This is a genomic window from Spirosoma pollinicola (assembly GCF_002831565.1).
Classification (GTDB): Bacteria; Bacteroidota; Bacteroidia; order Cytophagales; family Spirosomataceae; genus Spirosoma; species Spirosoma pollinicola.
In genome coordinates this window covers 3412221-3427283 of record NZ_CP025096.1, presented here as the reverse complement: position 1 = coordinate 3427283, position 15063 = coordinate 3412221, and the positions used below count along the sequence as shown (strand labels likewise).

The 15063-nt window shown below is 48.6% G+C and carries 12 protein-coding genes; 5 read left to right on the top strand and 7 right to left on the bottom strand.

Annotated elements, in window-relative coordinates:
• Positions 1-72: 72 nt before the first annotated feature.
• The 3 genes from CWM47_RS14275 (at position 73) to CWM47_RS14265 (ending at position 3606) form a co-directional block, all read left to right on the top strand.
• Entirely contained in the window at positions 73-915 is an 843-nt protein-coding gene (locus tag CWM47_RS14275) for an AraC family transcriptional regulator (protein ID WP_100988615.1), read from the top strand.
• 265 nt (positions 916-1180) lie between these two features.
• Entirely contained in the window at positions 1181-1957 is a 777-nt protein-coding gene (surE, locus tag CWM47_RS14270; RefSeq protein ID WP_100988613.1) for a 5'/3'-nucleotidase SurE, read from the top strand.
• Positions 1958-2067: 110 nt separating this feature from the next.
• The gene (locus CWM47_RS14265) at positions 2068-3606 is read left to right on the top strand and encodes a GH3 family domain-containing protein (protein WP_100988612.1); all 1539 of its coding nucleotides are present in this window, start codon (positions 2068-2070) and stop codon (positions 3604-3606) included.
• A 104-nt stretch (positions 3607-3710) separates the two neighbouring features.
• Here the strand turns inward: CWM47_RS14265 and CWM47_RS14260 are convergent, their stop codons facing one another.
• Positions 3711-4349 (bottom strand): LysE family translocator, encoded by a 639-nt coding sequence (locus CWM47_RS14260; protein WP_100988611.1) that lies wholly within the window; start codon positions 4347-4349, stop codon positions 3711-3713.
• Between the two features lie 109 nt (positions 4350-4458).
• Positions 4459-5007, bottom strand: coding sequence for an NUDIX domain-containing protein (locus tag CWM47_RS14255; RefSeq protein ID WP_100988610.1), 549 nt, complete (start codon positions 5005-5007; stop codon positions 4459-4461).
• Between the two features lie 355 nt (positions 5008-5362).
• Between CWM47_RS14255 and CWM47_RS14250 the strand changes: the two genes are divergently transcribed.
• A complete protein-coding gene (locus CWM47_RS14250) occupies positions 5363-7183 on the top strand; it encodes a M61 family metallopeptidase (protein ID WP_100988609.1) in 1821 nt (606 codons plus the stop codon).
• A 99-nt stretch (positions 7184-7282) separates the two neighbouring features.
• Complete coding sequence (locus CWM47_RS14245; RefSeq protein ID WP_100988608.1) at positions 7283-8293, top strand: cation diffusion facilitator family transporter; 1011 nt, start codon at positions 7283-7285, stop codon at positions 8291-8293.
• A gap of 343 nt (positions 8294-8636) precedes the next feature.
• Here the strand turns inward: CWM47_RS14245 and CWM47_RS14235 are convergent, their stop codons facing one another.
• The 5 genes from CWM47_RS14235 to CWM47_RS14215 form a co-directional block, all read right to left on the bottom strand.
• Positions 8637-9935 carry an MFS transporter gene (locus CWM47_RS14235; protein ID WP_100988606.1) on the bottom strand — a complete coding sequence of 433 codons (1299 nt, stop codon included), beginning with the start codon at positions 9933-9935 and terminating at the stop codon, positions 8637-8639.
• 96 nt (positions 9936-10031) lie between these two features.
• The gene (locus CWM47_RS14230) at positions 10032-10901 is read right to left on the bottom strand and encodes an amidohydrolase family protein (RefSeq protein WP_100988605.1); all 870 of its coding nucleotides are present in this window, start codon (positions 10899-10901) and stop codon (positions 10032-10034) included.
• 5 nt (positions 10902-10906) lie between these two features.
• Positions 10907-12034, bottom strand: coding sequence for an alpha/beta hydrolase family protein (locus CWM47_RS14225; protein ID WP_100988604.1), 1128 nt, complete (start codon positions 12032-12034; stop codon positions 10907-10909).
• A gap of 93 nt (positions 12035-12127) precedes the next feature.
• Positions 12128-13237, bottom strand: a complete 1110-nt coding sequence (locus CWM47_RS14220; protein ID WP_100988603.1) for a 5-methyltetrahydropteroyltriglutamate--homocysteine S-methyltransferase — start codon at positions 13235-13237, stop codon at positions 12128-12130.
• A gap of 19 nt (positions 13238-13256) precedes the next feature.
• Positions 13257-15053 (bottom strand): feruloyl-CoA synthase, encoded by a 1797-nt coding sequence (locus CWM47_RS14215; RefSeq protein ID WP_100988602.1) that lies wholly within the window; start codon positions 15051-15053, stop codon positions 13257-13259.
• Between the last annotated feature and the right edge of the window lie 10 nt (positions 15054-15063).

Sequence of the window (15063 nt, the reverse complement as noted above, 5' to 3'; positions counted from 1 at the left end):
TTTGCACTATATTGCTCTTGGTTTTACAATTAGGTCGCCATAATGTCATTAAGCGACAAAATAGATTAATTTATGAAGGTTGCCCTTGAACAAATCAGCCCTGATACCGACAGTTCGTTCCACTTATTACTGACACCCCAACTCAGCGACGTTTTCTTGTGGCATTACCACCCCGAATATGAAATCGTTTACATCGAAGGGGCCAATGGCACGCGGCATGTGGGTGACCATATCTCACGCTACGAAGGCAGTGACCTGGTTTTTATTGGTCCGAACATTCCTCACCTGAATTTCGATTATGGTGTAAAGACAGATCACCGAAAAGTGGTGGTGCAATTGAAAGAGAATTTTCTGGGTGATATGTTCTGGATGGCTCCCGAATTTGCCTCAATCTCTACACTGTTTGAACGCGCCCGCTCTGGCATCTCCTTTTTTGGGCGTACAAAAGAACTGGTTGGCGAACGGCTCAATCAATTGGCAACCCTCCCTCCTTTTGACCGGTTGATGCAGTTACTGAGCATTTTCCAGCTATTAGCAACCAGCACCGAATTTTCGCCCTTACAAGGCGAAGCCGTTACCAGTGCTTACAACCTCAACGAGCAACAACGCTTTAAACGTGTGAACCAGTTTATTGCCGAACACTACACGCGCCGACTCTCGATACCCGAAGTCGCAACAGTGGCCAATCTCACCGAGGCCGCCTTTTGCCGGTATTTCAAACGGATGACCCGATTAACATTTACGCAGTTTTTGAATCAATACCGGATTAATCAAGCGCAGAAATTGTTACTCCTGGATAACACTGTATCTGAGGCCTGTTATGCGTCGGGCTTTGAAAGCTTATCGTATTTTAACAAGATTTTCAGACGTGTAACCGGCGAAAACCCGCTTCAATTTAAAAAACGGCATGTATGAGCGACTCTGGCGCGGGTATTTACCCGTGCCTGCTATGAATGCCAGCATTCGCTGGCATACAAGTAAAAAATAGCCATGCCAGCGAATGCTGGCGTTTATAACAGACACGGGTAAATCCCGCGCCAGAATCAATACCCGCCTTACGCCGTATTTGCGTAGCTTAGCGGCAAGAAAAGTTGCTGGTTGATTACGTTGTTGTAACGCGGGTACGTAAGCCACTGAGCAGTACCATTTATCAACTATCGGCCCTTGACAACCTGATTTTATGTCCGAGCAAAAACCACTGATTTTAATTACGAACGACGACGGCATTACGGCTCATGGTATTCGTACGCTCGTTGAATTGATGAAACAACTCGGTTCGGTCGTTGTTGTTGCCCCAAACAGCCCACAATCGGGTATGGGTCACGCCATTACGATTTCGAATCCAATTCGACTCTATCCATCCGACATTTTCGACGATGTGCCAGCCTATGAATGTTCCGGTACTCCAGCCGACTGCGTAAAACTGGCTAAACACCACATCCTGAAAGACCGCGCTCCTGACCTGGTCGTTAGCGGCATCAATCACGGAAGCAATTCATCCATCAGTATTCTGTATTCGGGAACCATGTCGGCGGCCATCGAGGCAGCCATTGAGGGGATTCCGGCCATCGGCTTCTCCCTTGGCGATTTCACGCACAACCCCGATTTTTCGCATACACACGAACATATTCTAACCATTGCCCGCACTGTGCTTAAGCGGGGTATAGAGCGGGGAACAGCCCTTAACGTGAACTTCCCGGCCCGCACCGCCGAGCCTTTGAAGGGTATTCGTATCTGTCGGCAGGCAAATGCCAAATGGCAGGAAGTATTCGATGAACGCCGGGATCCACATGGCCGCCGATATTTCTGGCTGGCTGGCGACTTTGTGAACTTCGATACCCACGCCGAGGACACCGACGAGTACGCTTTATCACAAAATTACACGTCCATTGTGCCCTGTAAGTATGATTTAACGTCCTACAGTATGCTGGACACATTGAAAGACTGGGATATATAATAATGTATGACGTATAATATATGATGTATGGTATATGAAATAGGATCTGTATCCTACACCATGTAACGTTCATCATATATCCTATATCTTACATCCTACATCAATAAAACATGGCTTTATTAGGTAGTATGCTCAAAAACGGTATTCGGTTATCGAATGTCGTTCGTCTGCGGAAGTTCAATGCACTTCGTCAGCAACGCAAAGTATTCCGTAGGCTCATTCGAAAAGCACAGTTTACGAAGTTTGGAGAGACCTATAATTTCGATGATTTACTCCGTTCGGTCGAGTTCGGTACGGAACGGGAGTTTTATCAGAAATACAAACAGAATGTGCCCATCCACGATTACAATAAGATGTTTGATAGCTGGTGGAAGCAAACGCTGGCTGGCGAATCAAATGTAAGCTGGCCGGGTAAAGTGAAATACTTTGCGCTGAGTTCCGGCACCTCAGAAGCCGCTACAAAGTATATTCCGGTAACTAAGGCCATGTCGAAGGCTATTCAGCGTACCAGCATTCGCCAGATTTTGACACTTGGTAAATATCAAAATTTACCCTCTACCCTCTACGAAAAAGGTTGTCTGATGCTTGGGGGCAGTACCGACCTGAGTGCTCGGGAAGGCCATTTTGAGGGCGACCTTAGCGGTATCACGGCCAGTAAACTTCCCCTCTGGTTTGAACGGTTTTACAAACCCGGGCGTGATATTGCTCAGGAACGTGACTGGGCCCACAAACTGGACGAAATTACAGAACAGGCGGCTGGTTGGGATATTGGCTATGTGGTGGGGGTGCCCGCCTGGATTCAGTTGCTGATGGAGAAAATCATTGCCCGCTACAATGTTAAAACTATCCACGACATCTGGCCGAACCTGATGGTGTTTTGTCATGGGGGCGTTTCTTTCGAACCGTATCGGCAGGGATTCGAGAAGCTCCTCGCCCATCCCATTACATACATTGAAACCTATCTGGCCTCAGAAGGCTTCATCGCCTACCAGACCCACCCCGATGCCGAAGGCATGCAGTTAGTGCTGAATAATGGGTTGTTCTTTGAGTTTATCCCGTTCAATGAACAGAATTTTTCGGCGGATGGCGAACTGATCGAGAAGCCGGAAACGCTGATGATTGATGAAGTTGAGGAAGGAAAAGAATATGCGCTGCTGATTTCGACATGCTCCGGTGCCTGGCGTTACCTGATTGGCGACACGATCCGTTTTGTCAATAAAAAACGAGCCGAAATTGTTATTACAGGCCGAACAAAGCACTTTTTGAGCATGTGTGGCGAACACCTCTCCGTCGATAACATGAACAAGGCCATTGAGATGGTCTCCGACGAATTAGGCATTTCCATTCGCGAGTTCACGGTGGCGGGCGTAACACACGATACTCTGTTTGCCCACCATTGGTACATCGGCACAAACGATACGGTAGACGCCAATGAACTCCGGGACCGACTGGATGCCAAACTCAAGGAACTCAACGACGATTATGCCGTTGAACGCAAACATGCCTTAAAAGACATCAGCGTAACTGTTTTGCCCGCCAAAATCTTCTACAACTGGATGGAATCCAGAGGCAAAATGGGCGGCCAGAATAAATTTCCCAGAGTTTTAAAAAAAGGAATGATTGCAGAATGGGAAACCTTTTTGAAATAATTTTGACTAAGTGAATGATCGAATTGAACAAGATATAATTTTACATGAATGATTTACCTCTCCATTCACTGATTCTATCATTCACTCAGTCAAAATTACACCAATTACCAATTCATAGCTTTCGATAGCGGCTCCAGCAATCGGGAATAGGCAATGTTGGCCGCCCCGATCAGGAAAACGACGCCAGTGGTGCGGTTGAAAATCAGGACAACCCGGGGAGTGAACAAGCGTTTTAGTCGGTTGGCATAATAGGCCAGCGCCGATTCGGTAGCAAACACACCGACTAGCGCGGCTATCATAAAGCCATATTGCTGCGCATCGTTATAATGCAGGTGCGAACGAATATAGGCGACAATAGCCACCCATGACACAAAGTTGACCGGGTTTAGCGCATTTAGGAAAAAGCCTGTTGTGAAGTAATAAACGAAGTTACCAAAGCTGGTCTTGGGATAGGCCAGCCTGGGAGTTCCCTTCAGGATATTGACGAGCCCCATAGCTACCAGGAACAACACGCCCACAGCAGCCATTATATTCTCGAACCCCTGCACTTTAGGAATAAACGCAGTGCCTAATAAAGCTGCCAGCACAAACAATGTGTCGCCGGTAATGACGCCAAGTACGATTTTCATGCCGGAGCGGAAGCCATTGTCAACGCTGTTTTGAATTAAAGCGAAAAATACTGTCCCAAACGTCAGACAAAGGGCAACACCGACCAGGAAACCTAAAAGAATTGGTAAAAACACAAGCAAAAAATAGTTTAAGGTTGTAGGCTGTAGGTTTGAGGTTGTGGCGTCCGGGAACAGAGTTTGTTCCGGAAACCGTAACCCATAAACCGAAAACCGTAAACGGTGTTTAAATTCCCCGAAGCCGGGCCACGATTAGGAGGCCACTAACACTAAGCGCATCGGTAATTCGGCTGGTCATCGCCATGTCGACTGCTTCGGCGAGGGGTAGTTTCCAAAGGCGTAACTCTTCGGTTTCTTCGGGGGCATGTTCGCCTTCCGTCAACTCTTCGGCGATATATAAGAACCCTTCTTCGTCTGTAGCTGAATTTGACGTATGAATGCGGGCCACCATAGTCCAGACCTTGGCCTCCAAACCCGTTTCTTCTTTGAGTTCACGCCTGGCCGACTCTAACGGGTCGGTACCCAGTGGCGAACCGCCTTCGGGAATTTCCCAGGAATATTCATTCAACGGATAGCGGTACTGCCCAACAAGGTATGTATTACCGTCGGCATCAATCGGAATAACACCAACTGCTTTATTTTTGAAGCTGACAACGCCGTAAATTCCGGGTGTGCCTGCAGGTGTGATCACCTCTTCGTGCCGGATGGATAGCCAGGGGTTTTCGTAGCTGACAGACGAATTAAGGGTTTGCCAGGGGTTTTCAGTTGAATACATACCAGTGAAAATGGTCAAATTGAGAAGAAGCACAGATAACTATATCCTGTGCGCAGGCATGTAGCCAAAGTTTCTCCTAAAAGGTCGCAAAGTTATTACCTTTCAGTCATACCCGGCGCGTATAAATTTCTTTTCCGCCCGGCGGTATTTCGTTGATCGTAAACCAACAGATTAGCCATATCATTATGCAGGGAATTTATAGCCTCCAGGCGATAAGTCGGCTTCTAGTCACCATCACTTCCTGTAAAACGGTTATCTTCGGGCAGTAACCCAGCTAGGCCAAGTCTGTGCGTTTTGACACGTCGCTCGCCAACGCCTGACATGGACGCTAAACCTAAAGAATAACTTCATTTACATGAAATTCCTCGCCCTCTCTCTCCTTTCTTCTATTCTCATTCATTCAGTCGATGCTCAGGCAATTCGCTATGACGTATCTTTCCCTAATGCAGTTCACCACGAAGCCCAGATTAATCTGACGGTTGACAAACTCCCAAAAACTTCGGTTGTATTCCGTATGAGCCGTTCGTCGCCGGGGCGATATGCTACCCACGAATTCGGCAAGAATGTGTACAATGTGCGGGCATTTGATGGGCAGAATAAGCCGCTCGCTCTTACGCGTACAGATGGTGATGTTTATACTGTTCCCACCCATAACCGTACGGTACGGATTAGCTACACCTTGTACGGAAACTACCCTGATGGTACCTACATGGGCATTGATCCGCAAAGCATTCACCTGAATATGCCGGCTACGTTTATGTGGGTTAAAGGGTTCGACAAGCGACCTATTGAGTTAAAGTTTACGCTACCCGGTGAGAATATGGGTGTGATCGCTACACAGCTGGTACCCACGTCAGACCGCTTCACCTTTACAGCCCCCGGCCTTCAATATTTTATGGATTCGCCCACAAAAATCGGGAAGCTGGCCGTTCAGGAATGGAAACGAACCAATACTGATGGCAAACCGATCACCTTCCGGCTAGCCCTCGAAGCCGCCGTTGCCGATTCCACGGCGGAGGGATTCTCGAAAAAAGTTGCGCGTATTGTGGATCAGGCCAAAGCGGTCTATGGGGAATTTCCCACCTATGACTACGGTAACTATACGTTTCTGGCCAGCCTGAACCCCTACGTCCGGGGCGATGGCATGGAACACCGCAACTCCACCATGATTGCCGTTCCGCTCGCGTTTACCGGCCCTGAACCGGTTCTGGGGGTGTTTGCCCATGAGTTTTTTCATTGCTGGAACGTCGAACGCATCCGGCCAAAAACGCTGGAGCCGTTCAACTTCGAAAAAAGCAACATGAGTTATGAACTCTGGTTTGCTGAAGGGTTCACTCAATATTACGGCGAGTTACTTTTGGTTCGAGCGGGCTTTACCCCAATTGATGCCTACACCAATACGTTGTCTGGCCTTGTGTTCACCAAACAACAAACACCCGGCGCTATTGACTATTCGCCCATTGACGCAAGTTGCCACGCTGTTTTTGTTGATGCCGGGGTTTCTATAGATCGGACAAACTACCCTAACATGTTCACCTCCTACTACACCTACGGATCGGCAGTAGCTCTGGCGTTGGACATGGAACTTCGCCAGCGAAATCAGTCGCTCGACACATACATGCAGGCCGTCTGGCAACGATTTGGCAAACCGGAACAACCCTATACAGTAGATGGCCTGCAAAGTGTTTTGGCCAGCCTGATCACCCCTGATTTCGCCCGCTCTTTTTTCAGCAACTATATTTATGGTCACAACCCGATTGACTATGCGTCACTTCTGGCGAAAGCCGGACTCACGGTAAAAAAAGCCCAGGAAGGCAAGGCATGGCTTGGTTCTGTTCGGTATACCGAAAGCGATAAAGGGTTGGTTATTATGGCCAATACTATTCGGGAAACGCCCCTTTACAAAGCCGGTCTGGATGTTGATGATGTTATTACGGCGGTTGATGGTCAGGCGGTTTCGAAAAATGCCGACCTCCAAACGATACTGGGTCAGCACAAACCCGGCGACTTGATCCAACTAGCCTATACCCATCGGGGCGACTCGAAAGCATCTTCGGTAACGCTGGCAGAAAATCCAGCGATTATGGTTCAGTTAAACGAGAGCATCGGGCAACCGTTCACCCCCGAGATGAAGCAATTTCGCGACAATTGGCTCAACGCAAAAGTGGTTAAGTAAGGTGTGCCCTGGCTTCAAAGTCGGCCAGGCACCGTTTTAACAAGCATTCCCATATGATTCGTTACCTTTGTAGCCCTTAACATCTACTCCTAAAACTTCATGAGTGCCAGTCAACAAACGAAATATCGATGGATGGGCATCTCGCTTGGGCTGAGCATCACGCTGCTGGTACTCAAATTCACCGCTTATTTTTTGACGTATTCGACAGCCATTCTGAGTGATGCCGTTGAGTCTATCGTCAATGTTATTGCCAGTGGTTTTGCCTTTTACAGCATTTATCTAGCCGGTCAACCCCGCGATCAGAACCATCCCTACGGTCACGGCAAAATTGAGTTTCTGTCGTCGGGTTTCGAAGGAGCGATGATTCTTTCGGCTGGTTTGGTAATCATCTGGCAGGCCATTCTTAGTTTTTTTGAGCCCAAAACACTTACGAATCTGGACTGGGGTTTTGCCCTCATCGGGATTACCGCCCTTGCCAATGCCTTTGTAGGCTGGATGCTTATTCGCTCAGGTCGCCAAACAGATTCTGCGGCTATGACTGCCGATGGCAAACACCTGCTCACGGATACGTTCAGTAGTATTTTCGTTATGATTGGTGTGGCGCTGGTAAGCTGGACCGGCAAACACTGGATCGACAGTGCGCTCTCCGTATTCCTGTCTATTGTAATTATTTATAATGGCTTTCAAATTACGCGCCAGTCGGTAGCGCGACTAATGGACGAAGCCGATGTACCCACGCTGCACCGCGTCGTGAACCTGTTGAAAGTTCACAAAGACCGAAACTGGATTGATGTACATAATCTGCGGGTTCAGAAATACGGGGCCGATCTGCACATCGACTGCCACCTTACCCTACCCAATTACTGGACACTGACGCAGGTGCATGAAGAAGTTCATCGGTTTGAGGATACACTCAAAGATGGTTTTCGGGGCGAAGTCGAAATTTTTGTTCATACCGATCCCTGCGTAAACGAGTGCTGCCATTACTGCCGAGTTGCCAACTGTCCCGTTCGGGCATTTGTATTCATCAATGACGTTGACTGGACAGCAACTAACCTACCCCTCAACCAGAAACACTTTGTGCCTTTGATTGCTCCGGAAGCTACCTAAAATTCCCGGTTATCAACAACAGGTTATTTCTGAGATCAAAAGTTATATCCTTTTGATCTCAGTTTCCGTATGCCTGTCTGGCCGAAATCAATTCTTTTGACTGACTAAAGTCAGCTACAATTCTATCAGAATAGTTGTATTTATTCTTTTTATTTACCAATTTTGTTGCACTAGCTGCTACAGCAGCGCAAAAAATTGCTTTTTTCAATTCAGGTTGTATTCAAAATACAGCAAAAAACGCCTTCGCAATTGAGGGCGTTTTTTCTTTTTCAGCCATTTTATCTTACAGGGCTCAAATAGAGTTGTTTATAAATGGCTTTCCATCCAGATTTACCAAAACGAATTAACTCACTTTCTTCGATGCAATATACATCGTCATGATACCCGCAAAAATCGTTGGAACAGCATAAATGAGGAAGTTGGTGACCATCGATAGACCCATACCAATGAGTACACCACCAACAGCGGGACCAATGATACCACCTAAACGACCGATCCCGATTGACCAGCCAACGCCCGTTGTTCGGAATTCGGTTGGATACAGGCGGGCAGCCACAGCATACAGCCCTACAAAGCCGCCCTGAATACCAAAACCAAGCAATGCAAAGACCAGCAATAGCATCGAGGAGCCGATAAAAAGTTTGAATGCGGCCATGATCACGCCCGTAAAAATCAGAAAAACGCCAATCGTTTTTTTAAGACCAAATAAACTGGAGAAATATCCCTGCGTAGTAATGCCAAAAAAGGCCCCAACATTGAAAACGGTACCGGCATAAATGGCTAGCTCGACTGACAAACCGGCGCTTGTTGCAAGTTTCGGAATCCAGCTTGTCAAGAAATATAGCGTTGCAAATGCCAGAAAAAGGGAAATCCACAACTGAATGGTAGATAGTTTGTATTCCTCGTCCAGCAACGATTTTATAGGAAGCCCTACACTTTTCGTGGATTTTTGGGGTAAAGAAGCAAGGATTGGCTGACCCATTTTAGTCAGGATACCATTTGCCTTTTCAAGTGCCCGGAGCGGCTGCGATTTAAAGTAAAACTCAAGCGATTCGGTCAGGAATAATTGAATCAAGGGTAGCGACAGGAAAGTTACAATGCCCGCAAGCTGGAACATAGCCTGCCATCCAGAAACAGGGATTACTTTAGCCGCTACCAAACCAGACAATACGGCCCCGACAGGATAACCGGAAATCACAAAACTTACCCAAAAATCGCGGGTTTTATTTGGCGTGTATTCGGCTGCCAGAGCGGCAGTGCTTGCCAGCATACTGCCAATGCCGATCCCGCTGATAAATCGGAACACGATCAAGGGAATAATACCTACTGAAAGCGAGGTCAGGTAAATACTAACGCCCATAATGGCTGCACTAATGATAATCAATGCTTTACGCCCAATCAGATCGGCATAGGGGGCCAGGAACAGGGCCCCGAACGTCATACCCAACAACCCTCCACTGAAAACCAATCCCAGCGCTTCCGGGCTAATGCTCCAGCTTTTGGCAATGGTTGGGGCAGCATATGAAATGACCATTACATCCATGCCGTCGAGCATGTTCATCAGGAAACAGATCACGATGGTTGCATACTGCATCCGCGAAATGGGCTGTTGATCAATTACTGTTTTAGAACGTACTTCCATTTCAGATAGAGAGGGTTAAGGAATGCTTTGGGTAGCTGACGTATTATCTAACAGACTTCATCGTCTAAAATTGATCAAGCAAAAGCGAAGTCACTTTTACTTCCTCAGCCCCAACATTTTGATTGCGTTTTCTTTCAGAATCAACGGCTTGACCTCGTCCCGAAAGCCCGCATCATCAAAATCCTTCATCCATCGATCGGGTGTTATCAGCGGAAAATCTGTGCCAAACAACATTCGGTCTTTTAACAATGTATTCGCATATTGAACCAGTTGGGGCGGGAAATATTTCGGCGACCAGCCACTGAGGTCGATATAAACATTGGGTTTATGCATGGCCACCGACAGGGCTTCATCCTGCCACGGCCAGCTTGGATGGGCAATGATGATAGGGCTATCGGGGAAATCAATTGCCACGTCGTCGAGGTGCATGGGATTGGAGTATTCGAGCCGGAGGCCTCCGCCCCCTCGCACACCAGAGCCGAAGCCCGAATGACCCGAATGAAACAACATGGGCAATTTATACTCCGCAATGGCTTCGTAGAGCGGATAAGCCATCCGGTCGTTGGGGTAGAAACCCTGCACCGTCGGGTGAAACTTAAATCCCTTGACACCAAAATTCTCGATCAGATTGCGAGCCTCACGAGCACCCATCTTACCCTTATGCGGGTCAATACTGGCGAAGGCGATCATTACGTCGTCGTTTTTCAGAGCGCCCTCAGCTACTTCCTCGTTCGGAATCCGGTGCTTGCCTACGTTGTATTCCGAATCGACGGTAAACATGACCAGCGCCATGTTGCGCTCCCGGTAGTAGTCGGCCGTTTCCTGAATAGTCGGGCGTTTCGCTGATTTAAAATAGCGGGCAAACGCTTCATCCAGTTCTGGCCGAAAGTCGTCGTGCGGCTGTCGGCAGGAGGCTTCAGCATGCGTATGCACGTCGATAGCAATAATTTTGTCGAGGTCGATCATAGCGGTTAATTCAAAAATCCGGCGGTTGGTTTCGTACCTTTTTTGACCCAGTTTCGTAAGGCATCGAACGCTTGAGCCGTTTGCCGGGGTGTAAAATTGCAGTGTCCCTGCCCATCGGTATACTTGACGGTAAAATAGGCGTCTTTCCCTTGCTGATGAATCATATTCTCGATATTGACAACGCCATACGCCGGGGGAATAAGCTGATCATAAATCGTGTGCATCAACACCACGGGTTTATTGATATTGCCCGTTCGGTCATATTTTGCAAACAGCACATTAGGGTTAACCGTAGCGGCAAGACGTTCAGCTTTTTGATTGACATCCAGATCATTAGGGAAGCCGCTGTACACTGTGTTCCTATTATCGAACGGGTTCCCGCCAGCCTTTTGAGCGAGGTCCCGCAACACATTTTCGTTAAAGAATAGCGAAAATGGCAGGTCATCGAGCTTCAAATCGAACCGTTTGGCAAAAGCTTTGGCTAGCGTAGAATCTTTGTCAAATATTGCCTTTTTGATCGCTCTGGCTCGGGGCACCATCGACTGTTGCCCTTGTGCCTGATAAGGTTTCGACACATCAAAAATCTCTGTCAGCGATGTTACAACGCCCGGAAACAACCCATTGAAGGTAGCATACATATCGAACTCTTTTCGGCATTGCAGATACGGTCGGCTCGACAATGGGCAAAGGGGTAAGCCACCGTTGTAGTTAGCGCCAAAATTTTCGAGGGTAGCAAACGTAATACCACCACCCATCGAATGGCCAGCCATAAACGTGGTGTCCGGTTTGCCATATGTTTTCACGAAAAATTGCCGCAGTGCTTCCGTATCATCGACACCCTGCGCTAAGGCAAAGCCCTGAAACTGATAATCTGATGCAGCCACCGCAAAACCACGCTCCAGAAAAGGCGTCATGTTTTTCGCAAAACCGGGGTTTTGACTTTGCCGGGGTTTGGCCCCCATAAACTCATAGCCATGCGCATACATGACGAGTTTGCCTTTCCAATTTTCGGGAAACAGGATCACATACCGGGCTCCGTTCAGGTTTCCCGAGTCGATTTTGGCAGCGGGACTCTGAGCGAAAGATTGGGTGGTGAGGCCCAGGAGCAATAAAAAGCAAAGGCACTGTTTCATTTTTAAAACGATTGACTTACGACGCGATATAATTCCGTGGTGTCGGGTACTGGAACGCCAAAATACATTTCGGACAATACTGGCCTCTAAACACTAGGCAGTACCCCAAACCTTAATAGCCGTATTGACAACCAGTTCAATTTTCCGCCATTGATCGTCGTGGGTAAGGTCGTTGCCGTGGTGAGTTGACGAAAACCCACACTGCGGACTCACACACAGGTTATCAAGAGGCATATAGTGCGCAGCTTCATCAATTCGCTTACACAGGTCATCCATGTCTTCCAGTTCACGCACTTTCGAGGATACAATGCCTAACACCACCATTTTTTCCTTCGGAACAAACCGTAACGGAGCAAAATCACCCGAACGTTCATCGTCATACTCCAGAAAATACGCATCGACGTTAATCTCGTTGAAAAGCACTTCCGCTACCGGTTCATACCCGCCCTCCGCAAACCAGGTGCTGCGGTAATTTCCCCGGCACAGGTGAATACCCACCGTCAGGTCGTCGGGGCGGTTGTCGATTACCGAGTTAATCAACGCGGCATAGGTGCGAGGCAATTCGTTGGGGTCTTCGCCCCGGCCAATGGCGGCTGCCCGCATTTTAGGGTCGCAGAGATACGCCAGATTCGTATCATCCAGTTGCAGATAGCGCAGGCCAGCCTTGTATAAATGGTCAATTTCTTCGCGATAGGCCACGGCCAGGTCATAAAAGAACTCGTCCATATCCGGGTAAGAATTGATGTCGATGGACTTGCGCCCTCCCCGAAAGTGAATCATCGTGGGTGATGGAATCGACACTTTGGGTGTTTGCGTCACTACCGATTTGAGGAAGTTAAAATCCGCCACCTGAATGTCTTTCACATGCTGGAGCTTACCTGTCACACTCAACACAGGTGGTGTAAATCCGTCGGAGGCCGCTTTGGCGTTCGGGTTCGCGTCAATCCCGCCCGTGACAGTCACACCGGATAATTCTTTCAGAAAGTCGAGGTGGAAATAATCACGGCGAAACTCTCCATCGGTGATGGAGCGCATACCGGTCGATTCAAGTTTTTTAACGGTTTCGGCAATGGCGGCATCTTCGATGGCCCGCAGCTCTTCAGCCGAAATTTCATTTTTTTTCCACTTTAAACGGTTTTCTTTTACCGCCTGGGTTCTGAGCAAACTGCCAACATGGTCGGCACGAAATGGGGGAGTTTTCATTGGGCTGTTAGTCAATTTGTTAGTTAAAAAGGGCGTCGATCAACTGTGCCCTGTGTTTTAGAATAGCCCGCTGATTGAGCGAGCCTTTATCAGTGATTTCGCCCCGGTCAATTGACGGTGGGTCAAGAGCAATCAATACCCGTTCGACCCGGTCTGAGCTACCCCTTGCTGTTTGATTTAGTTGTACCAGCAGCTTATCGACATAGTCCGTGATTGTTGGATGGTCAAACACGCTGGCTGGGTGTATTTCGGGGGGCTGATCCGTCAGTTTACGACAGGCATCGGCGTTCAGAAATAGCAGAATACCCACATAATTACGGTCGAGCCCGGCAATAACCACATCCTGCACAACAGGCGATCCCTGACTGATGATTTTAGCTTTGAGGATGCCTACGTTCACCCAGGTTCCCGTTGAGAGTTTAAAGTCTTCGGCAATGCGACCATCAAAAACAAGGCCCTTGTCGGGGTCGTTTTCGTCAAGGAATTTTACGGCATCGCCCGTTCGATAATAGCCCTCGTCGTCAAACGTTTGCCGGGTCGCGGCTTCATTGCGCCAGTAGCCGGGTGTAACGTTCGGGGCTTTGTAGCGGGCTTCGAGCTTATCACCGTCGGGCACTAACTTCACGTCCATTCCCGCCACCGGCACGCCCAGCAAGCCCGAAAAACTCCCACCCCAGTTTGCAAACATGGCCGACGGCCCCGATTCGGTGCAACCCAAACCGGTAATGATGGGAATTCGTTTGCCAATAGTGGCAACGGCCAGCTCTTCCAGCCGATTCCAGACCGGCTGTGCTAAGGTGGCTCCCGCATAGAACAGGATATTCAACCGGGCAAAAAAAGTTTGTCGGAGGGTGGGCTCCCGTTCCAGAAAGGGAATGAGCATGTCAAAGCCCTTCGGCACATTAAAATAAGCCGTTGGTGAAATTTCGCGCAGATTCTGCACAGTTATGTCAATTCCGTCGGGTGTTGGCTTGCCATCGTCGATATATAAAGTTCCGCCGTTGTAGAGCGCCAGGCCGAGATTATGATTACCGCCAAACGTATGGTTCCAGGGTAACCAGTCGATGAAAACAGGCGGCTCGCTCGCCATAAATGGAAAGACCTGCGTGATCTGCTGCAAATTGGCGCACCACATTCGCTGGGTGTTGATGACCCCTTTTGGCGAGCCGGTCGACCCAGACGTAAACAGGACTTTGGCGACCGTATCGGCGGTTACCTTCGCAAAGGCCAGATCAACGGCTTCGGTGGCTTCCGTATTCAGTACGTCAGCAAAATTTGTCTCTTCACTCTCCTCGACGGTACAGATTATAGCCTCAGGGAATAACGACTTTGCCAGCGTTAGCGCCTTTAAATACACACGATTATTCTGAGCGAAAATGACGCTGGGTGTCATGCATTCCAGGCAATGTTGCAGGCGTCCTAAATCTTTCGACACCAGCGAGTAAGCCGATGATATGGGCGAGTAGGGTATGCCAATATAGGTAGCCGCCAGCGCCAGAAGGGCGTGCTCAAGGCTATTTTCCGACAAAATAACGACCGTTTCATCTGGCCCGAGTTGCTGATTCAGCAGGTATTGTGCAATGGCACGAACCGCCCGCAGCGTTTGTGCGTACGAATACGGAACCCAGTTTCCTGAAGCGTTTCGGCGGGCCAGAAACGTGCAGTCGGGTTGAGTTTCGGCCCAAAAGACCAGTTTCTCTGTCAGTTTTTCAGGATAGTCGCCCAGGGGTTGATCCAGTCGCAAATGGATTGTCCCGTCGGCATGCACCGTCTTGTGGGTTTTTGTCGGTCCGAACGCTACTTGCTTGAAGGACATTTGTTTACGG

Excerpts from the sequence above, each read along its gene's own strand:
- CWM47_RS14275 (WP_100988615.1), top strand. The coding sequence starts at position 73 with ATGAAGGTTGCCCTTGAACAAATCAGCCCTGATACCGACAGTTCGTTC.
- surE (WP_100988613.1), top strand. The coding sequence starts at position 1,181 with ATGTCCGAGCAAAAACCACTGATTTTAATTACGAACGACGACGGCATT.
- CWM47_RS14265 (WP_100988612.1), top strand. The coding sequence starts at position 2,068 with ATGGCTTTATTAGGTAGTATGCTCAAAAACGGTATTCGGTTATCGAAT.
- CWM47_RS14255 (WP_100988610.1), bottom strand. The coding sequence starts at position 5,007 with ATGTATTCAACTGAAAACCCCTGGCAAACCCTTAATTCGTCTGTCAGC.
- CWM47_RS14250 (WP_100988609.1), top strand. The coding sequence starts at position 5,363 with ATGAAATTCCTCGCCCTCTCTCTCCTTTCTTCTATTCTCATTCATTCA.
- CWM47_RS14245 (WP_100988608.1), top strand. The coding sequence starts at position 7,283 with ATGAGTGCCAGTCAACAAACGAAATATCGATGGATGGGCATCTCGCTT.
- CWM47_RS14235 (WP_100988606.1), bottom strand. The coding sequence starts at position 9,935 with ATGGAAGTACGTTCTAAAACAGTAATTGATCAACAGCCCATTTCGCGG.
- CWM47_RS14230 (WP_100988605.1), bottom strand. The coding sequence starts at position 10,901 with ATGATCGACCTCGACAAAATTATTGCTATCGACGTGCATACGCATGCT.
- CWM47_RS14225 (WP_100988604.1), bottom strand. The coding sequence starts at position 12,034 with ATGAAACAGTGCCTTTGCTTTTTATTGCTCCTGGGCCTCACCACCCAA.
- CWM47_RS14220 (WP_100988603.1), bottom strand. The coding sequence starts at position 13,237 with ATGAAAACTCCCCCATTTCGTGCCGACCATGTTGGCAGTTTGCTCAGA.
- CWM47_RS14215 (WP_100988602.1), bottom strand. The coding sequence starts at position 15,053 with ATGTCCTTCAAGCAAGTAGCGTTCGGACCGACAAAAACCCACAAGACG.